This is a genomic window from Pseudomonas sp. CH235 (assembly GCF_004368175.1).
GTDB lineage: Bacteria > Pseudomonadota > Gammaproteobacteria > Pseudomonadales > Pseudomonadaceae > Aquipseudomonas > Aquipseudomonas paraglycinae.
The window spans coordinates 1-25296 of sequence record NZ_RRZJ01000015.1 but is presented as its reverse complement, the minus strand read 5'-3'; the positions used below and the strand labels follow the sequence as shown (position 1 = coordinate 25296).

The following is a 25296-nucleotide window of genomic DNA, read 5'->3' as shown; positions in this document are numbered from 1 at the left end:
GTTGCGTATTGTTGTTGCTTTGCGGGTTGATTCATCAACTAATCACGCTGTATTGAAAGAGTCTGAAGCTTTATTCTGGATGCCCCTTTCAGAAATAAAGTTGCTAAACATGGATGTTGAAAAGAGTAAATTGATCTTGCCAGTCATGACGCCCGCTCAACAGGGTGTCTTTTTTGTATTGTATGAAAAACAGATTCCTGACTGGTTGCTTAAATCTTCAGAAACTGTTCGAAACGATCTCCATGAAAGTTTCAAGGCCAGTTTCAAATCCCGTCATGCCGCACTTGAGCAATTGCGCGCACTGAAATCCCCGCAGAGTTTTTGTACGCCACTGCTGGCCAAAGCCATGGCTGAGAAGCTGGGCGAACCTTTCGAGGTCGAAGGGGCGATTTTTCAACATGTACGCTCAAAGTCCAGCCTGTTGGGATTGCGCAGGAAACTGGTGCTGCCGATCAATCGTGATTTGCTGACCGCTGCCTGTGAAAATTTCGAATTGTCGGAAACTCTGGCCAGCACCTATCACGAGAGTTCATTGCTGTATATCCCGCAGCGGATAACCGGCCGCAACAATAAGGTATTGTCGATACAACCTCACGAGTTTGCCAGGCTTTGTCGTTATCTGGATCTCGGTAAACAATATAAAAAGCATGTGGAAGGATTCTTCGGCAGCGACAGTCAACTCGCCAGTCTGCAGGAATCATCCGTTGCCTTTTCCAGAGACCAGTTTGATGTCGAGCGGCATATCGCTTACATGCGTGGCCATATCAGTCTGGATGTGTACCGCATGCTTGAGTCGGTCAAGAACTCGGATTCTTCAATCACACTGGGCAACAACACCTTGGGTTATCAAAGCCTTGAAATGCTTGAGGTGCAGCTCAGAGGGCCGATGTTCATCGGCCCGGTCAGCGAACATGCGGATGGCGATTACCGTTGTGTGATCTATATGCCTGGTGATCCCGATCATCCTCTCAAAGAGTATCCCAGTTTCCAGAAGTTCGAGGTCGAGTTGAGCGGGCGTTTACGCGGCTCGCAGTTTCGCAGTTTTTTCACGCGCTTCATCCCGATGAAGGATCGCTCGGTTTTCCTTAACGGACTCGATGTACGTTTGTTGAAAGCGCGACCGAACCAGTTTCCCGTTTCCACGACCTTCCTTCCGCTGACAGGGCTCGATCTCCAGGGTGACGCAAGACACAACCTGTTTCTCGCGATCTTCCAGCACCGCGCGGCGCAGGTTCGGGCCGATACTCGCCTGCTGGTAGTGCCGACGGATGATGAAGATGAGAAAACCCGCCTTGCCAGGCAAGAGTCCTATAAAGCCATCGGGCTGAATACGCTGTTGTTCTTTGTGTCCTTCGTGCCGGTTCTCGGCGAGGTCATTTGTGCCGTCGCCGGAATACAGTTGCTCGGTCAGATCTACGAGGGCATCGACAGTTGGGCCCACGGTGATCAGGAACATGCCACCGATTGCCTGTTCGACACGCTTGAGAATCTGATCCTCATGGCGGGTTTCGCTGCCGGCGGTGTCGCGGTGGGTAAGGCTTACACCGTCGTGCGCTCGTCAAGTTTCATGCAGGGACTACGGCGGGTACCAGTTGGGCCAATGTCTTATCGCCTGTGGAATCCGGACATGACGGCTTACCGCCAGCGCGAGTCTTTGCCGCGCAGTTTTGCTGCGGATGCGCAAGGGCTGGTATGGCGCGCAGACAACCGCTATTTGCCGCTGGGTGCCAATGCGTACGCGGTGCGTCCGGTTACCGGCACCGGTTTGTGGGAGGTCCATGATCCGCACTTGCCCGGGCGTTATTCACCATTGCTTGAGACCAATGGAGCTGGCGCCTGGCGTCATGACTCCGAATTGCCTCACGAGTGGAGTTCGTTGACCTTGTTCCGTCGCCTGGGTTTTCGTGAAGAAAAGATTTCAGACCCCCGTGCCTTGCAAGCCATTGCAGTAAGCGGGATCGGCCAGGCAGCCATGCGCAGACTGTTCGTTGAACGCGGCAAGCCTATGGCGATGCTCACGGACTCGGTCAGACGCTTTCGTGCCGACTCCGACGTCAGCCAGTTCATGACGCAAGTTGATACGCCCGCATCTGCGCCGCTGGCGGATGCCGATCTGCAACTGTATTTGCTGACAGGAGCAGGTCGCTGGCCACAGGACATGGCAGTCATTGTGAAAGACATCTTTGGTAATGAAGTGACACGCTATGGCGCAGACGAGGCTGTCCGCCAGGTCAACCTCACAGAGGACGCGCTGCGCAACGGCCAGTTTTATACCCCTGTTCTGGCAGCACTCAGCGACAGTGAGCGTTCACACTTGCTGGGCTCGGCCACTGTGGAGTCGAAAAACCAGATAGCGTTATTGGGCAAACATATTGCCGGGCTGGCGCCGCGTATGCGCATGGCGATGATGGACCGGTTGTTCCGGCGAACCGACGTCTGTGAGCTTTCCAGAGGCGAGCCGATCATCAAGGCATTCCCGGGGCTTTCAGCCAGTGTCGCCGACGAACTGGTGCAACATGCCGATGCGCGTGAGTGGGCGCAGCTTGAATCCGGCACCGTACCGTTGCGTCTGGCCGAGGAAGCCAGGCGCTATCAGCAGGTCCAGCGATTGAATCGCGCGTACGAGGGGTTATATCTGGACGCCGCCAGTGGGCGCGATGCCGACATGCTGGTACTCGACACCTTGAGCCATTTGCCGGGCTGGCCGGGCGATGTATTTGTCGAAATTCTGGACTGGGGTGTGTATGCCGATCAGCGGGCCGTCGTTGGCCCGAGCGATGCCCCACACAAAGTGCTTGTCGAAGCCTATGCCGAGCGCTATCAGGTCCAGGATGCGCGCAGCAATAGCGTCTCCAGTCATCCGTCACGCACTCGTGCGAATTTTTTCCAGGCACTGTGGGAAAGCCTTCCGGCCCACAGTCGCAAGGCCATCGGCGTTGAAACGGACGCCGACGGTACGGGCTTGCGGGAGAAAATCACCGCATTGGCGCTGCAGCGGCGCGAAGCCTTTGCCAAGGTGCTGGAAATTGCACCGGCACACTCGAGTTACCGCTCCCCGATGGGGCTGGCAGATCAGCGGATCGAACAGGTCACCGTCGAGCAATCGGCACCTTCAAGCCCTTCTCAGGGCGTTTCGCCCGCGCTCGTGCGTCGGGCGCAGGAGTTGTATCCGACTCAATCAACCGCACAGATCAAACGTTTTGTGACCTCACTGGGCGCCGACGAAGTATTGGCCATCAGGTCGCTTGAACGGTTGCGCGAGCAATACAGGACGATGGTGGAAACCCTGGAGCGCTGGACCCACCGCGATACGTATCATCAGGGTGAGGAAGGTCCGAGGCTCAAGGTTCCCGCTCATAGCAAGGCGCGGGCAATGCAAGCCATTTTGCGCGCGTGGCGCAAGGAAACCCGTCACACGGCGCACTCGGGGCATCCGACCTACAGCCTGACGCTCGATGCGGTGCCGTTAGGGCAGATGCCGACCCTTATCGGTGATTTTTCCCACATTACTGCACTGGAAATGAGCGGCGTGGGCGCCAGTGCAGGTCTGAATACGTTTCTGCGCAATTTTCCCGGATTGCGGGTGCTGAATCTTTCGGGGAACGGACTGACACGCATCCCTGTCGCGATCGGGGACATGCCGGGGCTGACAGGTCTGGATCTGAGCAACAACCGTATCCGGCTTACTCAGCAGACGATTGTAGAGCTGGCCGGCAAGCATCACCTGCGCACACTGGATCTGGGCTTCAACCCCCTCCTGGGGCGCACTCCGGACGTCAGTGCGATGCGCAAATTGCGCCACTTGAGCCTGCGAAACACCGGCATCACCGAATGGCCCGGAAATACCGATGCGCTTGCGCATCTGGAATCCCTGGATCTGCGCAACAACAGGATTGTCGAGATCCCGACGTCCGTCTTCACCTCCCGCGCTGTACTGAATCGCGGCACTACGATCGATGGCAATCCGCTGTCGACCGAGAGCCTGCAAGCCATCGCTGCGTACCAACAGTCGCAAGGCATAAGTCTGGGCGTCATCACCACCGAGTACACCAGCACCGCACGACTGGCCGGTGACCGGGAAGGGGCGGGATGGGTAAACGGCTTGCCGACGGTGGAGATCGGTCGGGCCAAGCAAGTGTTGTCGTCACTGTCGGCTGACCTGGATTCCCGGGATTTTTTTGAAGTGCTCATGCAACTGCGTGAAACGGCCGATTACTCCAGAACCCGCGAACAGCTCGGGCAGCGGGTATGGAATGTGCTGGAAGCGGCCTGTGAGGATGATTCGTTGCGTCGCGCGCTGTTTCGCATGGCCCGCACAGGCTGGGTCAGTGCGCCCAATGTTGCGGGACTGTTCAGCGATCTGGAGGTCAGGGTTCTGTGTTATCGGGCAGCGGCGGCGGCCCGCACCGGTACCCAGACACTCGAAGGCGATCTGGTTCGTCTGTTGCGCGGGCTGTTTCGGTTGCAGCAGGTAGAAAAACAGGCGTTGCTCGATATCGCGCGCCGATCCCGCGCAGGAAATTTCACTCAACGCCAGGCACTGGATATCAGCCTGATTTATCGGGTGCGACTGGCGCAGCGCCTGGCGTTGCCGGCACAACCCACAGAGCTGAATGTGCCACTGGATGCCGAGGTGACGGACGCGCAGATCGATCACGCCTATCTGGAGGTCGTCAGGGCCGAGCAGACGGCGCAACTCTCGGAGTCAGTCAGCAGGCAGGAGTTCTGGGCCGAGTATTTGCTGGCGACACGCCAGGATGCGTTTACCAGCGTTCTGGATCGCAGTGCTCACGCGTTCGCGCGCCTGGAAGCGCAGGTCGGGCTGTCCCGTGAAGCAGCCAGTCAGCAAATGACGACGATCTTCGACAACTTCAGGAATGAAAGCCTGGAACTGCGCAAACAGCTGACCAATGCGGCGCTGGCGAGGCATCCGGGTTTGACGTTGCCGGTCACGCCGGGGCCCGGCAGACTGGGAACGAGAGAGGGATAAAGCGGCGACCTCGAGCCCGCCGATGCGGGCTCGAGGTAGACGTACGATCAGCGGCGACGGAACAGCGGCAGCGGTTCGTCAGTGGCGGCCTGATAGGTCACCGAGAAGTCCTTGAGGCTTTCAAGGGCGTCGTACGGGTCTTTGTCCGCGCGCAGGGCGAAGGCATCGAAACCGCAACGGCGCATGTAGAACAGCTGGTCGCGCAGCACGTCGCCAATCGCCCGCAGTTCACCTTTGAAACCGTAGCGGTCCCGCAGCAGGCGGGCGTTGGAGTAGTTGCGGCCATCGGTGAACGCCGGGAAGTTCAGGGCAATTACCTGGAACTCGTGCACGTCGTCACCGATCTCTTCGGCTTCTTCGTCGGCGTCCAGCCACACACCCAGACCGCCGTCGCGGGCCTTGAGCATGCGGGCGTGTTCACGCCACAGCTGCAGCGGGACGATCAGGTCGTCGCAGTTGCTGATTTCGTCGATGTTGAAATCCTTGGGCAGCAGGTGCCAGGTTTCGTCGACGACCTCGTTGTTCTTAATGATTCGCTGCATAGACGCGTTCCTTGAAGAGGTCGATGCCAATACGCTGGTAGGTGTCGATGAAACGCTCGTCTTCGGTTCGCTGTTCCACGTACACGTCGATCAGTTTGGAGATCACGTCCGGCATGTCTTCCTGAGCGAAAGACGGGCCGAGGATCTTGCCCAGGCTGGCGTCACGGCTGGCGCTGCCACCGAGCGAGACCTGGTAGAACTCTTCACCTTTCTTGTCCACGCCCAGAATGCCGATGTGGCCGACGTGGTGGTGACCGCAGGCGTTCATGCAGCCGGAGATGTTCAGGTCCAGTTCACCGATGTCGAACAGGTAGTCCAGGTCGTCGAAACGGCGCTGGATCGATTCGGCGATCGGGATCGACTTGGCGTTGGCCAGGGAGCAGAAATCACCGCCAGGGCAGCAGATGATGTCGGTCAGCAGGCCGATGTTCGGCGTGGCGAAGCCACCTTCACGCAGTTCGCCCCACAGGGTGAACAGCTGGCTCTGCTCGACGTCGGCCAGAATGATGTTCTGCTCGTGGGAGGTGCGCAGTTGACCGAAGCTGTAGCGGTCCGCCAGATCGGCGACGGCGTCGAGCTGCTTGTCGGTGATGTCGCCCGGTGCAACGCCGGTCGGCTTCAAGGACAGGGTCACGGCCACATAACCCGGCTTCTTGTGCGCCAGGGTGTTGCGGGTGCGCCAGCGGGCGAAGCCCGGATGTTCTTTGTCGAGGGCGGCCAGTTCGGCGTCTTGATTGCTCAGCGCCTTGTAGTCCGGGTCGACGAAGTGTTTGGCGACGCGATGAACTTCGGCTTCGGTCAGGGTGGTCTGGCCGCCGCGCAGGTGTTCCATCTCGGCATCGACTTTCTGGGCGAAGACTTCTGGAGTCAGCGCTTTGACGAGGATCTTGATCCGCGCCTTGTATTTGTTGTCACGACGGCCGTAGCGGTTGTAGACCCGCAGGATCGCGTCGAGGTAGCTCAACAGGTCCTGCCATGGCAGGAATTCGTTGATGAACGCACCAACCACCGGAGTACGACCCAGACCACCGCCGACCAGCACGCGGAAACCGAGTTCGCCAGCAGCGTTATGGACCGGCTCAAGGCCGATGTCGTGAACTTCGATGGCCGCACGGTCGGAGGTCGAACCGTTGACGGCGATCTTGAACTTACGCGGCAAGTAAGCGAATTCCGGGTGGAAGGTCGTCCACTGACGAACGATTTCGCACCAAGGACGCGGGTCAATTAGCTCATCGAACGCAACACCGGCGAACTGGTCAGTAGTGACGTTGCGCAGGCAGTTGCCGCTGGTCTGGATGGCGTGCATCTGCACGGTGGCCAGTTCCGCGAGGATGTCCGGGATGTCTTCGACCGCCGGCCAGTTGAACTGCACGTTCTGCCGCGTGCTGATGTGGGCGTAGCCCTTGTCATAGTCGCGGGCGATTTTTGCCATCATGCGAGTCTGACGCGAAGTCAGCTGGCCGTAAGGCACCGCCACGCGCAACATCGGCGCGAAACGCTGGATGTACAGGCCATTTTGCAGGCGCAGGGGGCGGAATTCTTCTTCGCTCAGCTCACCTGCCAGATAGCGTCGGGTCTGATCACGGAACTGCTTGACGCGGTCCTCGATGATCCGCTGATCGTACTCGTCGTATACGTACATATAAGTCCTGTTCTCAGGCTTTGGCCACTCGGAAAACGCTGCGTTTTCGCTTGCTGGAGTCCGATGGTTCCTCTGCAATTCTGCGCGCACGGCCGCGCACTCCCTGACGGAGCCGGGGCAATATACCCGTTTGCAGTTATGCGCAAAAGTGATGTTTGAGTATATGGAAAGAACCAAAACGCCTAACGAGAATTCCTTTCACCTAACCCACATTTGTCGTGCGGACAATCATCGTCTTAACTGTGGTCGAGTCTTTCTGCAATCACCGATAAAACCGACAAGAGGCGATGCAATGAGCAACCCAACCAAGGCAAGGAAAAGCGATAGCAGTGTCGATGCATGGGCCATTCTGTTCCTGATCATTCTGGTCGTTGGAACGGCGGTGTTCTGGGTCAGCCATCAGTAAAACGACTCGTCCGGGCCCCGCTTGCGACGATTGTCGGACAAAAGGCGGGATCAAGCGCCAAAGGCCAGGTGATCAATGGCTATAATGCGCGGCCATTTTTCCTTGGGCCCGGATGATTCATGTTCAAGCTTTTCCAACTCAGCCTGCTGCTGTTCGGCGCGGTTTTCGGTACCTGCGCGCGTGCAGAGTCGGTGCTGTTCCTGAATCCCGGCTCGACGCAGGAAGCGTTCTGGGTCAGCTACTCGCAATTCATGCAGGCTGCCGCCCGGGACTTGGGCATCGACCTGCGCATTCTCTACGCCCAGCGCCAGCCGGAATTGACCCTGGCGCAGGCGCGACTGGCCCTGCAGGGGCCTGAGCGCCCGGATTATCTGGTTTTCGTCAACGAACAGTACGTGGCACCGCAGATTCTGCGGATGGCCAATGGCAGCGGGGTGAAGCTTTTTATTGTCAACTCGGGTCTGACGCCCAACCAGCAGGCGCTGGTGACAGAGGGGGCGGATCGGATAGGCAGCCTGGTGCCCAACGACGAGGAGGGCGGCTACCTGATGATGAAGGAGCTGATTCGCCTGCATCCGCCCGTGGCGCCCGGTGAAAGCATCGATCTGCTGGCGTTTTCCGGCCTCAAGATCACGCCATCGGCGCAATTGCGCGAAAAGGGCATGCAGCGGGCCCTGGCGGAGAATCCGCAGGTGCGTTTGCGGCAATTGGTCTATGGCGGCTGGACCCAGCAACGGGCTTACGAGCAGGCGAAGCAGTTGCTGGTCCGCTATCCCGACGTTTCATTGGTATGGGCAGCCAATGATGAAATGGCCTTCGGCGCGATGCGTGCCGCGTCCGAGGCCGGCAAGGTGCCGGGCAAGGACGTGCTGTTCAGTGCGGTCAACACTTCGCCCGAAGCGTTGCAGGCGCTAGTCGACGGGCGCCTGAGCGCATTGCTCGGCGGCCATTTCACTTTGGGTGGCTGGGCATTGGTCGAGCTGCATGATCATGCGCAAGGCGTCGATCTGAATCAGTATGGCGGCCGTGACCGGCAGATTCCGTTGCTGCAACTGATCGACAGGGATCATGCCCGGCGAATCCTTGCCATGGGCGCCTCGCCGGACTACGGCGTGCACTTTCGCAAGCTCTCGGCGAAGGGCCGTCCGGTGTCGTATCGCTATCCGTTCAATCTGCAGACCCTGATGCATTAAGCCGTCAGACGCCCGCCAGATGCACCACCAGTTGCACAATGCCGAACAGCGTCAGGGCGAACACCGCCGTGAACGCGATGCCCAGAAAGATGAAATGGCTGGGCTTGCCGTGGGTGAAGTCCCTTGCCCGGTTCTTGCCGCTCTGCACCCCGAACGCCGCCGCCATGACGCTGTGCAGCATCTGCCAGAAGGTCGGTGGTTTGTTGTCGACTGGATCGTCCATAAATCCCTCGTCTGAAAAGTGTACCTCTTGAGCTTAGCCAATCCTGCGAATCGTGCGGAGCCGGTCACGACAGAAGAAATCCATGGCAACAAATCGTCGCCCGTCGCGATAACTATCTAACGCAGTCCGGTTCGCCTGGCATGGTGTTCTGATGCTTTCATTCCAAGGAACGAGAGCATGTCTGAAACCTTTCAGCCGGATTCGAGCAGCGTCAAGCCTTCACGCCAGCACGTCACCCAAAGCATTCACGCAGCAATGCTCGAACAATCCATTCCCGACTGGCTGACGGAGGCTGCTTCCCATCGTCGTGCGTCGTTGAGAAACGCCAATGCCATTTTGCCGGACTGGTATCGGAAGGCCTCGTCTGGACAACGCAATGTTCTGAACGAGAGTTTTACGGCGAGCTTTCGCGCCCAGACACGATTGGACCACGCGTTGGCCGACATGCAGGGCATCCATGCGTTTGGCAAAACCCTGCTGTGCGCGATGCTCAAGGATCGTTTCAATGTCGAACTGGATGTCGAAGACACGTTTTTGCAGCTGATTCAACCGATCAATGCAGGAATATGGTCCACGGAGATCGGCACCTTCGAGGTGTCGAAAATGTCATTGCTGGAAGCCGCGCTGCACAATTTCGAAGCGGCCGAATGTGAGAGCGGTGCGTTTCACAAGCGGTCGGGATTTCTCGCCCGATTGCCGGCGGGGACTTTCAAGGCTGTGCGCACTTCGATGTCCGTCCGGCAATTCATGGTCGCCTGCCGCGCGCTGGACATTGGCGGCCAGTACCAGCGATACCTCAAGCATTATCTGTATTCCGAAAATCAGCCAGCCCATCAAACCCTGCGTGAACTATTCACCACGGCGCGCAGAGCAGCCTTGCGTGCGGCCGCCGAGCAGGCACTGCTGCAAGGAGATATCGAGCCTGCGGATCATGCATCGATCCAGGAAATCCTCGATGGGGAGCGCCAGCCCCTGCTGGGCGGCCGGCGTATCTGGTTCTGTGAAATGAGCCTGATGAGGCGTCGCCTGACCGGTTGTCTGTGGTTCGCAATCAGTGAGAGGTTCGAGGACCCTGAAGAACTGATTCTGTACATTCCCGATGATCCGCATCACCCCCTGAAGCGATACAAGACCTGGCAACTGGAAGCCTCCCTCAAACGGCGATTCACGGCCCGGAAAAGCGCGTCGTCCGATGACGGCTCGCCGACGCAATATCAACGATTTTTCAGCAGATTCGTAGCCTATGCCGACCGTGCGTACTACTTCAGTCAGTTCACTGACAATGCACCGGATGCCTCGTTCAGCAGCAGGGTCACGTCTTATCTTGCCCGGATCAATGACTGGATCAACGGGCTGAGCCCTTTACCAAACCCACTTGTCGATCTGGTGCCACCCGCGCCCGCGATCAGACAGGTTGTCAACCAGGACCCGTTTCTCGCCCCGGTCAACATGCCGTTCAAGGGGCAGCGCTTCTGGGATGACAACATCGACCTGTGGGATTACCTGTTCGAACGTCATCGCGAGCAACTGCTTGAAGATGCACGCAGTTACGCCGTGCCCGTGGAGGATGTCGATGCGAATGCTCGCAAAGCACTGTTCGCGAAATTGCTGAACAGCGGCATGCTCGTCTTGAACACGGTTTCGATGCTTGTGCCCGTGCTGGGCGAAGTGATGATGGGGGTCATGGCTTGCCAGCTTCTGGAAGAGTCCATCGAGGGCGTGATCGAGTGGAGCGAAGGGGATCGGCATGCTGCCACGGCGCATCTGGTGGACATTGCGAGCAATCTGGCGTTGATCGCGTTGATGGGGGGCGTGACGAAGGGGGTGACCCGACTGAAGCCGGTCGATGCTGCCCCGGTTATCGAGGATCTGCATCCCGTCACGCGTCCTGATGGCCATGCGCGATTGAGAAAGTCCGATCTCGGAGGATATGAAAGCACGGTCCGCATCGATCCAGGTGTCCGGCCCGATGCGCTGGGGCGTTACGAGATACAGGGCAGACACTTCATTCGGATCGAGGGCAAGACCTATGAGCAGGTGTATGACCGGGCGCTGGGGCGCTGGTGTATCAGGCACCCCGACAATCCGCATGCGTACCAGCCTGTCCTGACTCACAACGCGGCGGGAGCGTGGCGCCATACGCTCGAGAACCCGCTGAAATGGAGTCGGCAGACCTTGTTGCGGCGCATCGGACACATCACTGAAGCGTATACAGACGAACAACTTCTCACGATCGGTGAGATCAGCGGGGTCAGCGACAACGCGTTACGCAAGATGCACATGGATAACCTTTCGCCGCCTCCGGAACTCATGGATGCCTTGCGACTGTTCGATACTGATCGTGGTGTTGTGCAAGTCATCGAGCAATTGGCAGGCGATCTGGACATCGATCATCGCTATTTACACGCCTTGCCCTTGATCATCGAACTGCCGGGCTGGCCTGTCAGGCGCACTTTGAAGGTCTATGACACCCCAGACTTTACCGGGCCTTCCACCCGCTATGGTTCGGAACATCCATTGGCGGAGATGGCGAATAAAACGCCGATCCGGCTGAGCCGCAGCCATGTGCTCAATGGTGAGTTACCCGCCAGAATCCTGTCTGCCCTCGATGAGTCCGAGATATCCGCGTTATTCGGTGACAAGGAGGCGGGTGACCGGGTATGGCGACCTCAGGCTTTTCGGGATCTGCTGGCCGATTACGCCCGGGCGAATCGTCCGACGCTGTTCGAAAGCCTGTTCCAGCAAAGTGCCATCGCGGATCCCATGGTTGACAGGTTGCAGCGCGCTTACGCCGGACTCAGCGACGCCGCGGCGCAAGAGATTCTTCGCCACGCCAACGCTGACGACATGGCGATTTTGTACAGCACCGGACGCATGCCGGAAGCAATGCTTGAGGAGGCGCGATGGTATGCACGGCGCGGTCGACTGGTTCGCGCGCTTGCCGGGCTGCACATGGAGCACATGATGTCGGCTGACACACGTCGTCTTGCCCTGCACACTTTGAGCAAGTTGCCTGGTTGGTCCGCTGATATGCATCTCGATATCCGTGAGGGCCGCGTCGATGGCAGACAGATCGATTCCATCGGTCGCGAAACCGCGACTGTGCGAGGCAGCGTGGTCAAGAAGGGGCCGGTCTATCAGGCATTCAATGAACAAGGTGTCGCGCTCAATGAGCTGCCGGTCTCGGGAAACGGTTTTTACGCTTCGGTCTTGCGCCTGCTGCCCGAGCCCTTTCGAAAGGCCCTCGGCTTGTCTGAAGCCGCCCGCGGGAGTGATCTTCAGCGAGCCATCACTGCTTACGCTATGGAGCATGCCGGCGATACGGCCACGATGCTAGCGCTGCACGGCCGCAGGACACTCAAGTTCAAGCCACCGCAGCGGATCAGAGAGCATCTGGTGGGCTACTACGCGAGCGGCGAAGGAGCGGTCGGGCTCTCCGGTCTGAATCCTTCGCTGGTCGTGAGATTGCTAAGCCTTTATCCGGATCTGAGCATTTCCAGGGCCAACGGCGTGCTCCTGAAGATGATTCGGACAGGCAAAAGCGATGCGCACATTCTTCAATTGCTGGAGGATCTGAGGCATCAATGGCTTGAGCTTGAACAAACCCTGGACCATTGGGCCAATACCGGACCGAACCGGGCGCAAAAAGACCGGATCGCGACCCGCCTCAAAAGGTGCTGGCGAAAAAGGCCATTCGCCGAAGAAAACCCGACGTTGCGCCACCTGGATCTGGCCACTGATGAAGCATTGCCTGGTTTCTCGGCGGATTTCTCCCATGTCACGGTGATGCGACTTCAAGCGCCCCACGCCACCCTCGGACAGATGCGCGGATTCCTGCGCAATTTTCCCGAACTTGAATTCCTCGACCTCAGTGGCAACCACCTGGTCACCAACCCGATCCCTCGGGAGTGCTCTGCACGGCTGCTTGAGCTGGACCTTTCCGACAATCCCGTGAGTCGCCTGGATGTCACCGGGATGTGGCGTCTCGAATTGCTCAATTTGAAGGGGACGCGTCTTCAGGAATGGCCGCTCGGCGCTGACAATCTGCGCAACCTGAGATGGCTGGACCTGAGTAATACGTTGATTTCCGACATTCCACGGCAGGCCCTGGCCCGCGATGAGTGGGTGCTGAACATGAATCTGACAGGGACGCCACTGACCGATGACGCACGCTTGCAGTTGCGTGTCGCGCAGCAGCGATGCGAACTGGCGCTGGATCTGCCGCAGGGGTCGCTGGCGCAATTCATGCTCGAAGATGTGCCCGAGCAGGACAGTCGGCCGCTAGAGAACGGCACTCTGGTGGCTGGCCGGTTGCTGCGTATACCCGCGCCAATACCATTCACGGATCATGTTCCGGCGTTTACCCGGCGTTTGCGCAGGGTGCATCCATCCCTGACCGAAGAAAAGGCCGAGGAAGTGGTCGAGGGTTTATTGCAGGACGCAAGCGTCGAACAGGTTAATGCGCGGATCGAAGACTGGAATCAGAGATTGGAGTCAATGACACGCCAGCTCAATGGCTGGATCTTTACGCGTCGATCAGGAAACACACTTTTTGGAGGGCACTGGTCGACGTCACAGGGTCGCCGGGAGGCCTCGCTCAGAATCATGGAGTGCTGGAGGAAGGGGCTGCTGGGGGCGTCGGCGCGTAGCGATCGAACGCTGGATCTGGCCAATATCTCCAGATTGGGAACACTGCCTCGACTGTCTCCAGAGTTTGCACACGTGGAAGGGCTTAGCCTGAGGGGGCTCGGTTTGAGCGGAGCAGACGTTCATGAGTTTCTTCAGGCTTTTTCCCAGGTACGCTGGCTGGATCTTGGTCTCAACGAGTTGAGTACAGTGCCGTCGGTCATTGCTGGCATGGAGCGACTGGAAGAACTGGGGCTCATCGGTAACCGGTTCAACGATTTTCCGGCTGTTGTCGACGCATTGGGCCCCATGCCGCGGCTCAAATGGCTGAAGCTGAACTACAACCGTCTGACGGTTTTCAATGGAGTTACAGCCGAGCAATTACCGGCGTTGCGCTGGCTGGAGTTGAGCTTCAATCATATGAGGCAGTTCAACGGGCCCGTTAGCGCAACACTGGAAGTCCTTCATTTGAATGGCAATGACTTGCGCGAGTGGCCGGAAGGTGTGTTGCAGGCTGAGCGCCTGCAGTCGCTGAACCTGGAGGACAACCCGATAAGAGAGATTCCGCAAAGGGCGTTCGACGGAAACCACGACGCTTTGTTGGCGGGTACGCGAATGTCGCCGAACTGGCGGTCCTTGATGACGGACAGTCTGATTCGACTCAGGGCTCATCTCGACAGAGTGGGTGGTGAGCAGGTTTTGGGTATCAAGCGAAAAACGCTCGATTTCTGGCTAACCGATACCGAATTCGATCAGTTTGTTGACTGGTCCGGCAGCGAGTCCGAACCAGGGGAGGAAGTCGGGTAACCCGAGCGCCGCGGAGTCGAGCCCCTGTCTCAGTGCATCCGAGACAGGGGCTTTATTGCGTCAATCAGTTGTCGTAGCCGAGGTTCGGCGCCAGCCAGCGTTCGGTCAGGCTCAGTTCCTGGCCTTTGCGCGAGGTGTAGCTCTGCACCTGATCCTTGTCGATTTTGCCCACGGCAAAATACTGCGCCTGCGGATGGGCGAAGTACCAGCCGCTGACAGCTGCCGCCGGGAACATCGCGTAGTGCTCGGTGAGGAACACGCCGCTGCGACCGGCGCGCATTTCCTGGGCCTCGGGGTCGAGCAGGGCGAACAGCGTGGCCTTCTCGGTGTGATCCGGGCACGCCGGGTAGCCAGGGGCAGGGCGGATGCCGGAATACTGCTCTTTGATCAGCGCCTCGTTGTCGAGGACTTCATCCTTGGCGTAGCCCCAGTGCTCTTTACGCACCTGCTGGTGCAACCACTCGGCGCACGCCTCGGCGAGACGGTCTGCAAGAGCCTTGACCATGATCGAGTTGTAATCGTCGCCAGCGTCCTGATAAGCCTTGGCCACTTCTTCGGCACCGATGCCAGCGGTGGTGATGAAACCACCGACGTAGTCGGTCACTTCGCTGTCCTTCGGCGCGACGAAGTCGGCCAGCGAGAAGTTCGGTTTGCCGTCGGTCTTGATGATCTGCTGACGCAGGTGATGCAGGCGCGCCATTGGCTTGCCGTCATCGCCGTACAGCTCGATATCGTCGTCATGCACCTGATTGGCCGGCCAGAAGCCGAACACCGCACGGGCGCTGATCAGCTTCTCATCGATCAGCTTGGTCAGCATCTCGCGGGCGTCCTTGTACAGCGAGGTTGCCGCTTCACCGACCACTTCGTCTTCAAGGATGCGCGGGAACTTGCCGGCCAGATCCCAGGAGATGAAGAACGGCGTCCAGTCGATGTATTCGGCCAGTACGTTGAGGTCGATGTTGTCCAGCACGCGGGTGCCGGTGAAAGTCGGCTTGACCGGGGTGTAGGTGGCCCAGTCGAACTGCGGTTTTTTCGCGATCGCGGCGGCGTAGCTCAGGCGTTCGGTACGGGCGCTGCGGTTGGCGGTGCGTTCGCGGACGTCGATGTACTCTTCGCGAGTCTTCTGGACGAAACCGGCTTTCAGTTCCTTGGACAGCAGCTGTGTCGCCACGCCCACGGCGCGGGAGGCGTCGGTCACGTAGACCACCGCGTCGTTGCTGTACTTCGGCTCGATCTTCACCGCCGTGTGCGCTTTGGAGGTGGTCGCGCCGCCGATCATCAACGGCAGGTGGAAGTCCTGGCGCTGCATCTCGCGGGCCACGTGGACCATTTCATCCAGCGACGGAGTGATCAGGCCGGACAGGCCGATGATGTCGCATTTCTGCTCCTTGGCCACCTGCAGGATCTTCTCGGCCGGCACCATCACGCCGAGGTCGACGATGTCATAGCCGTTGCAACCCAGCACCACGCCGACGATGTTCTTGCCGATGTCGTGCACGTCGCCTTTTACCGTAGCCATCAGGATCTTGCCCTTGGCTTCCGGCTTGTCGCCTTTTTCCAGTTCGATGAACGGGATCAGGTGGGCCACGGCCTGTTTCATCACACGGGCGGATTTCACCACCTGTGGCAGGAACATTTTGCCGGCGCCGAACAGGTCGCCGACGATGTTCATGCCGGACATCAGCGGGCCTTCGATCACTTCGATCGGGCGGGCGAACGACTGACGGGATTCTTCGGTGTCTTCGACGATGTGGGTGGTGATGCCCTTGACCAGCGCATGCTCCAGACGTTTGTTGACGTCCCAGCTGCGCCATTCTTCGGTCTCGGCTTCCTTGACGCTGCCGTCGCCCTTGTACTTGTCGGCGATGGCGAGGAGGGCGTCGGTGCCTTCCGGCGTGCGGTTGAGGATCACGTCTTCAACGGCGTCGCGCAGTTCCTGCGGGATCTGGTCGTAGATCTCCAGCTGACCGGCGTTGACGATGCCCATCGTCAGACCGGCGCGGATCGCGTAAAGCAGGAATACCGAGTGAATCGCCTCGCGCACCGGGTTGTTGCCACGGAACGAGAACGACACGTTGGACACACCGCCGGAGCTCAGGGCATACGGCAGTTCGTCACGGATGTAGGCACAGGCGTTGATGAAGTCCACAGCGTAGTTGTTGTGTTCTTCAATGCCGGTGGCCACGGCGAAGATGTTTGGGTCGAAGATGATGTCTTCCGGCGGGAAGCCGACTTCGTTGACCAGAATGTCGTAGGAGCGTTTGCAGATTTCTTTCTTGCGCGCTTCGGTATCGGCCTGGCCGACTTCGTCGAACGCCATCACCACCACGGCGGCGCCGTAGCGCTTGCACAGTTTGGCGTGGTGGATGAACTGCTCGACGCCTTCTTTCATGCTGATCGAGTTGACGATGCCCTTGCCCTGAATGCACTTGAGGCCGGCTTCGATCACTTCCCACTTCGAGGAGTCGATCATGATCGGTACGCGGGAGATGTCCGGTTCGCCGGCAATCAGATTGAGGAAGGTCACCATGGCCTTCTTCGAATCGAGCATCCCTTCGTCCATGTTGATGTCGATCACCTGGGCGCCGGCCTCGACCTGTTGCAGGGCGACTTCCAGGGCTTCGGTGTAGTTGTCTTCACGGATCAGGCGGGCGAATTTCGCGGAGCCGGTGATGTTGGTCCGCTCGCCGACGTTGACGAACAATGAGCTGCGATCAATGGTGAACGGTTCCAGACCCGACAGGCGGCAGGCCTTGGGAATGTCCGGAATCTGCCGTGGCGCATAACCGGCGACGGCTTTGGCGATGGCTTCGATGTGGCCTGGCGTGGTGCCGCAGCAACCGCCGACGATGTTGAGGAAACCGCTCTGGGCGAATTCTTCGATGACTTTGGCGGTGTCCACCGGCAGCTCGTCGTACTCGCCGAATTCGTTCGGCAGGCCGGCGTTCGGGTGCGCCGAAACGTGGGTGCTGGCCTTGTCCGACAGCTCTTCCAGGTACGGACGCAGTTCGCGGGCGCCGAGGGCGCAGTTCAGGCCCACCGAAATCGGCTTGGCGTGGGCCACGGAGTTCCAGAACGCTTCGGTGGTCTGGCCCGACAGGGTCCGGCCGGAGGCGTCGGTGATGGTGCCGGAGATCATGATCGGCAACTCGAAGCCCAGTTCTTCGAACACGCCTTGCACGGCGAAGATCGCGGCTTTGGCGTTGAGGGTGTCGAAGATGGTTTCGATCAGGATCAGGTCCGCGCCGCCCTCGATCAGGCCTTTGGTGGCCTCGGTGTAGTTTTCCACCAGCTCATCGAAGGTGACGTTGCGATAGCCCGGGTTGTTGACGTCCGGCGACAGCGAGCAGGTGCGGCTGGTCGGGCCGAGCACGCCGGCGACGAAACGCGGCTTGTCCGGGTTCTCGGCGGTCTTGGCATCAGCGACCTTGCGCGCCAGTCGTGCGCCTTCTACGTTGAGTTCGTAGGCCAGTTCTTCCATGCCGTAGTCAGCCATGGAAATGCGGGTGGCGTTGAAGGTGTTGGTCTCGAGGATGTCGGCGCCGGCATCCAGGTAGGCTTTCTCGATACCGCCGATCACGTCAGGACGGGTAATGACCAGCAGGTCGTTATTGCCCTTGACGTCGCTCGGCCAGTCGGCGAAGCGTTTGCCGCGATAATCCTGCTCTTCGAGCTTGTAGCTCTGGATCATCGTGCCCATGCCGCCGTCGAGAATCAGGATGCGCTCTTTGAGAGCTTGCTTGAGAGCTTGAAGGCGGACGCTGCGATCGGACATTGGGACTACTCGAAAAAGACCATGACGAAGGAGCGGGATCATAACAAACCTGTGCCGATTTAGAGCATGTGGCGCTTTTGCATGAATATCGCTCATGTTGGTGCGGGCGTCATAACGGTAGAATCGCGGCGTTTTTCTTCAGGATCAGGATCAGGGACATGTCGTACCGCGTCATCAGCATTGCATTGCTGTTTTTAAGCTTTGGCGCGGCGGCGCAGAGTCCCGCTATTTCTTCTTCTATCTCCTACACCCGAGACATCCAGCCGATCTTCACCGAGAAGTGCGTGGCCTGCCATGCGTGCTACGACTCTGCCTGTCAGTTGAACCTGGGCAGCGGCGAAGGCGCGGCCCGTGGCGCGAGCAAGATGCCGGTCTACGATGGCGAACGCACCCAGGCGGCACCGACCACCCGGTTGTTCTATGACGCCTTCGGCAAACGCGCCTGGCAGCAGAAAGACTTCTATTCGGTGCTCGACGCCCAAGGCAGTCAGGCCGCACTGATGGCGCGCATGCTGGAACTGGGACACAAAACGCCGCTGACCCCCAACGCCAAACTGCCGGAAGACATCGTGCTGGGCCTCAACCGCGAGAACCTGTGCGCGATGCCCGCCGAATTCGACGGCTATGCCGGCGCCCACCCGAAAGAGGGCATGCCGCTGGCGGTGACCGGCCTGACCGATCAGCAATACCAGACGCTGCAACGCTGGCTGGCGTCCGGCGCCCCTATCGACGAGCAAGGTCTGGCGCCGAGCACCAAGGAAGCGATGCAGATCGTCCAGTGGGAAAACCTGCTCAACCAGCCCGGCGCACGGGAAAGTCTGGTCGGGCGCTGGCTGTACGAGCACTGGTTCCTGGCGCACATCTATTTCAAGGACGGCGAGCCGGGGCATTACTTCCAGTGGGTGCGTTCGCGCACACCGACCGGCCAGCCGATCGATCTGATCGCCACGCGTCGCCCGAACGACGATCCGGGCACCCAGGTGTATTACCGCCTGTGGCCGGTGCAGGGCGTGATCGTGCACAAGACCCACATCACCTATCCGCTGAGCGCGGCGAAGATGGCGCGGGTCAAAAGCCTGTTCTACAACGGCAACTGGCAGGTCAATGCCTTGCCGGGCTACGGGCCGCAGAGCCGGGCCAACCCGTTCGCGACCTTCGAGGCGATCCCGGCGCAGGCGCGTTATCAGTTCATGCTCGATAACGCCGAATACTTCGTGCGCACCTTCATTCGCGGCCCGGTGTGCCGTGGACAGATCGCGACCGACGTGATCCGCGACAACTTCTGGGCGCTGTTTCAGGCGCCGGAACATGATCTGTACATCACCGACCCGAACTATCGGGGCCAGGCCACGCCGTTGCTGGCGATGCCGGGGCAGAACGACGACGTCGGCAGTGTCCTGAGCCTGTGGCACAACTACCGCAACAAGCGAAACAAATACGAAGCCCTGCGCCGTGACAGCTACGCCGACCTGCCGGCGCCGAGCTGGTCGACCCTCTGGGCCGGCAACGACAACGCCTTGCTCAGCATCTTCCGCCACTTCGACAGCGCCTCAGTGACCAAAGGCCTGATCGGCGAGGTGCCACAGACAATGTGGCTGTTCGACTACCCTCTGCTGGAGCGCACCTATTACCAGTTGGCAGTGAATTTCGATGTGTTCGGCAACGTCTCCCATCAGGCGCAAACGCGCTTGTATTTCGACCTGATCCGCAACGGCGCCGAGCAGAATTTCCTGCGTCTGATGCCTGCCGATTCCCGCGAGGGTTACCTCGACGATTGGTACCAGAGCAGCGGCCAGTTCAAGATGTGGCTCGATTACGAAGCCATCGACGACGACAAGCCGACTGCGTTGAAACTCGACGAGAAAGACCCGAAACGCGATTTCGCCATGCAATTGCTGGCGCGCTACGGCGATCTCAACGCGCGTCCGGATCCGATCAACCGCTGCGAAGACGCCTATTGCTCGCGCCCGAACATCGACCCGGCCCTGCAGAACGCCGAGCAGGCGCTGAGTCGCCTGACCTCGCGTCCGGCAGCGGGCCTGAAAGTGATCGATCAATTGCCGGAAGCGACGATGCTGCGGGTCGAAACCCGCAGCGGCAAACGCGAGGTCTACAGCCTGCTGCGCAACCGCGCCCACAGCAACGTGGCGTTCCTGCTCGGTGAATCCCTGCGTTATCAGCCGGGGCTGGACACGCTGACGATTTATCCGGGCGTGCTCAGCAGCTACCCGAATTTCATGTTCAACATCCCGGCGGATCAGGTGCCGGCGTTTGTCGACGCCATGGAAAGTGCAAGGGACGCGGCGCAGTTCGAGAAAATCGTCGAACGTTGGGGTATCCGCCGCAGCCATCCGCAGTTCTGGTTCTATTTCCATGACCTGAGCCAGTACATCCACGAAACCGACCCGGTGGAAGAGGGCGTGCTGGATATGAACCGGTACGAGAATCTTTGATCGTTTGAGCGATGGCGGTTGTCCCAATCCTGTGAAGTACGGGATCGGGAGCGCCATCGATGTTGATTTCAGTGCAGGCCCTGCGAGCGCTCGCCGCGTGGGCGGTGGTCTGCCATCACTTCATGCAGATTTTCTTCGACTTCGAGGCGCGCGGGCCAATAGGGCAGCTGTTCATCGACAAGGGCGCCGTGGGCGTCGATATCTTTTTCGTGATCAGCGGGCTGGTGATTTTCCTGTCCACCGAAGGCAAGGCACTGCCGCCGGCGCGGTTTCTGTTGTATCGAATGTTCCGTATTGTCCCGGCGTATTGGCTCTACACGGTGCTGATGGCGTTGCTGGTGGTGTTTGCCCGGCCGTTGCTGCCGGATCAGACGGTGGACTGGAGTCATTTGCTGCTGTCGTTGCTGTTTATCCCGACCGAAAACCCCGGCGGCTACGGGATCTATCCGACCCTGAATGTCGGCTGGACCCTGAATTACGAAATGCTGTTCTACGTGCTGTTCGCCTGGGCGCTGCTGTTCCGGCTGCAAGTACGTTTGCTGGTGGTTGCGGCGCTGCTGTTTGCGGTGTGTCAGGCCTGGACCGGGTTTGGCTGGGTCAGCGAGTTTTATCGCTCGGACATCGTTTATGAGTTCCTGCTGGGGATCGGCATCGGCATGCTTTACCGGCGCGGCTGGATCGGGCCGGCGCTGTGGCTGCCGTTGCTGGGGATTGGGGCGGCGTTGCTGGCGATCTATCACCTGCCGCCGGAACCCCGATTGCTGAACTGGGGCGTGCCCAGTGCGGTGCTGGTCATGGCCAGTATGGCGCTGGAGCGGCATGTCGAGCGCAACAGGCTGCTCAAGCTGCTGGGCGACTGTTCGTACTCGGTGTATCTGATGCATGTGCTGGTGTTGTCGGCCGGCGGTTATCTGGCCCGACGCTATGGGATCAACCCGTATTTGATGTTTGTCGTCTGTGCGCTGGCCATCGCTATCGGTTCGTGGCTGAGCTACGAATGGGTGGAAAAACGCAGTTATCAATGGCTTAAAGCGCGGATTGACGGTGAACCTGGCACCTAGCCGATTTGCGAACTATTCCTACGTAAATACTAGGACTTTGTGCCGCGCGCCGATTGGCGTAAACTCCGCCTCAAGCCTGCGAGGAGTCTCCATGACCGCTATTACCATTACCGACGCCGCCCATGATTACCTGGCCGATCTGCTCTCCAAGCAGAACACCCCGGGCATCGGCATCCGCGTTTTCATCACCCAGCCTGGCACCCAGTACGCCGAAACCTGCATTGCCTACTGCAAGCCGGGCGAAGAGAAACCTGAAGACACGGCGCTGGGGCTGAAAAGCTTCACCGCTTACATCGACTCGTTCAGCGAAGCGTTCCTCGATGATGCCGTCGTCGACTACGCCACCGACCGCATGGGCGGCCAGCTGACCATCAAGGCGCCAAACGCCAAAGTCCCGATGGTCAACGCCGACAGCCCGATCAACGAGCGCATCAACTACTACCTGCAAACCGAAATCAACCCGGGGCTGGCCAGCCACGGCGGTCAGGTCAGCCTGATCGATGTGGTTGAAGACGGCATTGCCGTGCTGCAGTTCGGCGGCGGTTGCCAGGGCTGCGGCCAGGCGGACGTGACCCTGAAGGAAGGCATCGAGCGCACCCTGCTCGAGCGCATCCCGGAGCTCAAGGGCGTTCGCGACGTGACCGACCACACGCAGAAAGAAAACGCCTACTACTAAGGTGTTCGCTGCGGCATGAAAAACGGCGCCCCGTGAGCGCCGTTTTTTATGCGTGAGATTCAATTGATCGTTCCCACGCTCTGCGTGGGAATGCAGCCGTGGACGCTCCGCGTCCCATTCACGGTCTGTACAGGTGCGCATGCCCCGCGCGATACAGCGACGACTCGCTAAAGTGATCGCTACCCAACACCCGCCCAACCAGAATCAACGCCGTACGCCGAAACCCCTTGGCCGCCACCTTGCCGGCAATATCCTCCAGCGTCCCGACCACCCAGTCCTGATCCGGCCACGTCGCCCGGTGAATCACCGCGATCGGGCAATCCGCGCCGTAATGCGGCAGCAGCTCAGCCAGGATCTTCTCCAGATGATTGACCCCCAGATGAATCGCCATGGTCGCCCCGTGCTGCGCCAGATTGCCGAGCTCTTCACCGACAGGCATCGCGGTCTTGTCCGCATAACGGGTCAGAATCACGCTTTGCGAGATGTCCGGCAGGGTCAGTTCTGCGCCCAACAGCGCGGCGCACGCGGCGGTGGCGGTCACGCCGGGAATGATCTCGAACGGAATATCCAGCTCGCGCAAATAACGAATCTGCTCGCCAATGGCGCCATACAGGCTCGGATCCCCCGAATGCACCCGCGCCACGTCCTGGCCCTTGGCATGGGCGGTCTTGATCAGGTCGATGATCTGTTCCAGGTGCAGCTCGGCGCTGTTGACCAGGGTTTCAGCGCAATGACCTTCCAGCACCGCCGTCGGCACCAGCGAACCTGCGTAGATGATCACCGGGCAACTGCGGATCAGCCGCTGGCCTTTGACAGTGATCAATTCCGGGTCGCCGGGGCCGGCGCCGATGAAGTAAACGGTCATCGTTGGATCCTGTAGAAAAGGGGCAGGGCGGTGCTTCACAAGCCTTTCAGATGAAGAATGCTCATGATCGAAAGCGGGGATTATCGGGATTTTAAGCCGCGCCGGCCAATGCCAGAGTTGCCTGAGCGTACTTTTGCCGGGAAATCAGCAGTTTTGCCGGGCCGCTGATCAACTGTTCGGCGAGCGCCAGAGCAGCACTTTCCGCTACGCCGTAGCAACCGGTGCGTTCGAAGGCGATCTGCGAATGGTGACTCAAACGTTGCTGATAACTGGCCAGTTCCTCGCTGCTGAAATACAGCAACGGCAGCGCCAGTTGGGCGGCGAGTTCCTGCAAACCGGGTTCATCGCGCTTGAGGTCGATGCTGGCGAGCGCCTTGACCTTCTCAAGATCAATTCGATGCGCCTGCAACGCCTGATCAAGCAATGCACGCAGCGTGCTGGCCGGGCAGCCGCGCTGGCAGCCCAGGCCGACCACGAAGGTCGGCGCTGCGCTGTCATTGGTCATGCGTGGTACTGACCTTCGCTTTTGCGGCGGAACAACCAGGCGCTGATCAGGCCCAGGGCCAGCCAGAACGCGACGTTGGTCAGCTGCGAAGCGATTTTGAACTGGGCTTCGAGGGCTTCCGGGGCGAGCATCGAATGCACTTCCGGTTGCGGCGCGCCGATCACGTGCGGCACGGCAAGGATCGCCACGCCGAGGATCTTCATCAGCCAGTTACGGCTGAACGCGATCAAGGCCAGGCCGACAGCGGTGGAGGCCGCAGTGCCGATCCACCACATCTGCCGCGAGGCCAGATCCGCAGCGGCAGTGCCCGGCAGCTCAGGTGGCAGGCCCATGGTCGGGGCGAGCACGAAGGTCGCGTAACCGGCCAGGCCCCAGAGCAGGCCTTGCGAAGTCCTGGTCGGCGCACGCAGGGTGTACAGGCCCGCCAGCATCAGGGCGAAACCCACGGCAACCACCAGATTGCCGCCGGTGGTGGAGACCACGCGCTGCCAGCCGTCTTCAGGCTCCCAGGCTTCGGCATCGTGGGTGTGGGCGGCGGTGCCGGCGGCGTGTTCGTGAACTTCGGCAACCGGTTCGGCTTTCTCGAAGGTCTCGGCCTGCAAAATCAGCGGCGAAACCCAGAAGCTTTGCAGCAACGTCAGGAGCAGGGCGGCCAGAAGGCCGGTGAAACCTGCGGTCTGCGCAATACGCTTGATCATGTCGTCAGGTCTCAGTGGCACGGAAACGCGGCGCTGTGGCGGGTATCGTGCGCGGCGTTGTGCACCGCTTCGATGTGCGAGAAACCGGCGAAATACACAAGGCACGCGCCGAGAATCGACGCGCAGACGGCGGCGGTCAGGCGTTGGCTCAGGGTGGTGGTGCTGGAGATCTTGTCCGAATTGCTGCCGGTGCTGCTGATGATCGACATGGCGCTTCCCTCTGGAGTGTCAGCGGGTGAATAGAGCGCATGAAAACCCCTGCGGCCGGGCACGCAGAGGTTCGAACAGCGCCCGCCCACCGCGGGTTTGTTATGTTCAGTAACGCAAGACGCGCACTGTGTGTTGCGGGCCGGTCTCCGGGCTCACGAGGGGTTGGCGTCTGGCCGACCTGCAAGCGTCACCTTCCCATGCCTGTGGGCACAGTGGATCTGACGCTTCGCTCGCTTACCGTTGCGGGGGCAGCACCGGACTGACATGGCTTTAGAGTAAAGCACATGATTCACCGGTTTCCCGTTTCACCCTGTGAAGGGCACCCGTAACAAGTTGTGTAGGAGACCATGCGCGGGGGATTTGAGTCAATTGGGATTGGGATTGGGATTGGGGGCAGATCCGTTGCTGCGGTTATGGCTGCTTAGGGTTCCGCCCTTACGGCGGGTCACTTTTTCCAAACGCCGAAAAAGTAACCAAAAAGGCTTTACCCTGACGTTCGGCCCTCGCTGTGGCTCGGGTTCCTTCGCTCCGGGATTGATCCGGGGGCATCGCCTACGGTTTGCTTCGCTGCACCTCCTCTCGATGTGTTTGGCTTCGCCAAACGGTCGCTGCGCTCCCACCCCC

The 25296-nt window shown here is 59.7% G+C and carries 14 protein-coding genes and 1 riboswitch; of the genes, 6 read left to right on the top strand and 8 right to left on the bottom strand.

The window, feature by feature from the left end; genetic code table 11:
• Position 1 precedes the first annotated feature (1 nt).
• A complete protein-coding gene (locus EIY71_RS16840; protein WP_134022370.1) occupies positions 2 to 4990 on the top strand; it encodes an NEL-type E3 ubiquitin ligase domain-containing protein in 4989 nt (1662 codons plus the stop codon).
• A gap of 47 nt (positions 4991 to 5037) precedes the next feature.
• On the opposite strand, the gene EIY71_RS16835 is transcribed toward EIY71_RS16840, so the two are convergent.
• Both EIY71_RS16835 and EIY71_RS16830 read right to left on the bottom strand, forming a co-directional pair.
• Positions 5038 to 5532 carry a DUF934 domain-containing protein gene (locus tag EIY71_RS16835; protein WP_134022368.1) on the bottom strand — a complete coding sequence of 165 codons (495 nt, stop codon included), beginning with the start codon at positions 5530 to 5532 and terminating at the stop codon, positions 5038 to 5040.
• Complete coding sequence (locus tag EIY71_RS16830) at positions 5516 to 7174, bottom strand: nitrite/sulfite reductase (RefSeq protein ID WP_085745488.1); 1659 nt, start codon at positions 7172 to 7174, stop codon at positions 5516 to 5518. The genes EIY71_RS16835 and EIY71_RS16830 overlap by 17 nt, the downstream gene beginning before the upstream one ends.
• 525 nt (positions 7175 to 7699) lie before the next feature.
• Here EIY71_RS16830 and EIY71_RS16825 point away from each other — a divergent pair.
• The gene (locus EIY71_RS16825) at positions 7700 to 8773 is read left to right on the top strand and encodes an ABC transporter substrate-binding protein (protein ID WP_085745489.1); all 1074 of its coding nucleotides are present in this window, start codon (positions 7700 to 7702) and stop codon (positions 8771 to 8773) included.
• A 4-nt stretch (positions 8774 to 8777) separates the two neighbouring features.
• Here EIY71_RS16825 and EIY71_RS16820 read toward each other — a convergent pair whose 3' ends face one another.
• Complete coding sequence (locus EIY71_RS16820) at positions 8778 to 8996, bottom strand: DUF2970 domain-containing protein (protein ID WP_007959515.1); 219 nt, start codon at positions 8994 to 8996, stop codon at positions 8778 to 8780.
• 177 nt (positions 8997 to 9173) lie between these two features.
• Between EIY71_RS16820 and EIY71_RS16815 the strand changes: the two genes are divergently transcribed.
• The gene (locus EIY71_RS16815; RefSeq protein ID WP_134022366.1) at positions 9174 to 14429 is read left to right on the top strand and encodes a leucine-rich repeat domain-containing protein; all 5256 of its coding nucleotides are present in this window, start codon (positions 9174 to 9176) and stop codon (positions 14427 to 14429) included.
• Between the two features lie 64 nt (positions 14430 to 14493).
• On the opposite strand, the gene metH is transcribed toward EIY71_RS16815, so the two are convergent.
• Positions 14494 to 18204 carry a methionine synthase gene (metH, locus tag EIY71_RS16810; protein WP_134022364.1) on the bottom strand — a complete coding sequence of 1237 codons (3711 nt, stop codon included), beginning with the start codon at positions 18202 to 18204 and terminating at the stop codon, positions 14494 to 14496.
• Positions 18205 to 18362: 158 nt separating this feature from the next.
• On the opposite strand from metH, the gene EIY71_RS16805 reads away from it, so the two are divergent.
• From EIY71_RS16805 to nfuA, 3 genes are all read left to right on the top strand, one after another.
• On the top strand, positions 18363 to 20657 hold the full coding sequence (locus EIY71_RS16805) for a fatty acid cis/trans isomerase (RefSeq protein WP_134022362.1): 2295 nt from the start codon (positions 18363 to 18365) through the stop codon (positions 20655 to 20657).
• A gap of 59 nt (positions 20658 to 20716) precedes the next feature.
• Positions 20717 to 21718, top strand: a complete 1002-nt coding sequence (locus EIY71_RS16800; RefSeq protein ID WP_134022360.1) for an acyltransferase — start codon at positions 20717 to 20719, stop codon at positions 21716 to 21718.
• 91 nt (positions 21719 to 21809) lie between these two features.
• Complete coding sequence (gene nfuA, locus EIY71_RS16795; protein ID WP_007959519.1) at positions 21810 to 22394, top strand: Fe-S biogenesis protein NfuA; 585 nt, start codon at positions 21810 to 21812, stop codon at positions 22392 to 22394.
• Between the two features lie 118 nt (positions 22395 to 22512).
• Here the strand turns inward: nfuA and cobM are convergent, their stop codons facing one another.
• The 4 genes from cobM to EIY71_RS16775 all read right to left on the bottom strand — a co-directional run bounded on the left by cobM (position 22513) and on the right by EIY71_RS16775 (position 24671).
• Positions 22513 to 23259 (bottom strand): precorrin-4 C(11)-methyltransferase, encoded by a 747-nt coding sequence (gene cobM, locus EIY71_RS16790; protein ID WP_085745494.1) that lies wholly within the window; start codon positions 23257 to 23259, stop codon positions 22513 to 22515.
• Between the two features lie 91 nt (positions 23260 to 23350).
• A complete protein-coding gene (locus EIY71_RS16785; protein WP_085745495.1) occupies positions 23351 to 23764 on the bottom strand; it encodes a cobalamin biosynthesis protein in 414 nt (137 codons plus the stop codon).
• Positions 23761 to 24462 carry a CbtA family protein gene (locus EIY71_RS16780; protein ID WP_085745496.1) on the bottom strand — a complete coding sequence of 234 codons (702 nt, stop codon included), beginning with the start codon at positions 24460 to 24462 and terminating at the stop codon, positions 23761 to 23763. The genes EIY71_RS16785 and EIY71_RS16780 overlap by 4 nt, the downstream gene beginning before the upstream one ends.
• An 11-nt stretch (positions 24463 to 24473) precedes the next feature.
• Positions 24474 to 24671 carry a CbtB domain-containing protein gene (locus EIY71_RS16775; RefSeq protein WP_007959524.1) on the bottom strand — a complete coding sequence of 66 codons (198 nt, stop codon included), beginning with the start codon at positions 24669 to 24671 and terminating at the stop codon, positions 24474 to 24476.
• A gap of 120 nt (positions 24672 to 24791) precedes the next feature.
• A riboswitch (cobalamin riboswitch) is annotated at positions 24792 to 25014 on the bottom strand.
• Positions 25015 to 25296: the final 282 nt, after the last annotated feature.

Coding starts and splice junctions, on each gene's coding strand:
- EIY71_RS16835 (WP_134022368.1), bottom strand. CDS start 5,532: ATGCAGCGAATCATTAAGAACAACGAGGTCGTCGACGAAACCTGGCAC.
- EIY71_RS16830 (WP_085745488.1), bottom strand. CDS start 7,174: ATGTACGTATACGACGAGTACGATCAGCGGATCATCGAGGACCGCGTC.
- EIY71_RS16825 (WP_085745489.1), top strand. CDS start 7,700: ATGTTCAAGCTTTTCCAACTCAGCCTGCTGCTGTTCGGCGCGGTTTTC.
- EIY71_RS16820 (WP_007959515.1), bottom strand. CDS start 8,996: ATGGACGATCCAGTCGACAACAAACCACCGACCTTCTGGCAGATGCTG.
- EIY71_RS16815 (WP_134022366.1), top strand. CDS start 9,174: ATGTCTGAAACCTTTCAGCCGGATTCGAGCAGCGTCAAGCCTTCACGC.
- metH (WP_134022364.1), bottom strand. CDS start 18,204: ATGTCCGATCGCAGCGTCCGCCTTCAAGCTCTCAAGCAAGCTCTCAAA.
- EIY71_RS16805 (WP_134022362.1), top strand. CDS start 18,363: ATGTCGTACCGCGTCATCAGCATTGCATTGCTGTTTTTAAGCTTTGGC.
- EIY71_RS16800 (WP_134022360.1), top strand. CDS start 20,717: ATGTTGATTTCAGTGCAGGCCCTGCGAGCGCTCGCCGCGTGGGCGGTG.
- nfuA (WP_007959519.1), top strand. CDS start 21,810: ATGACCGCTATTACCATTACCGACGCCGCCCATGATTACCTGGCCGAT.
- cobM (WP_085745494.1), bottom strand. CDS start 23,259: ATGACCGTTTACTTCATCGGCGCCGGCCCCGGCGACCCGGAATTGATC.
- EIY71_RS16785 (WP_085745495.1), bottom strand. CDS start 23,764: ATGACCAATGACAGCGCAGCGCCGACCTTCGTGGTCGGCCTGGGCTGC.
- EIY71_RS16780 (WP_085745496.1), bottom strand. CDS start 24,462: ATGATCAAGCGTATTGCGCAGACCGCAGGTTTCACCGGCCTTCTGGCC.
- EIY71_RS16775 (WP_007959524.1), bottom strand. CDS start 24,671: ATGTCGATCATCAGCAGCACCGGCAGCAATTCGGACAAGATCTCCAGC.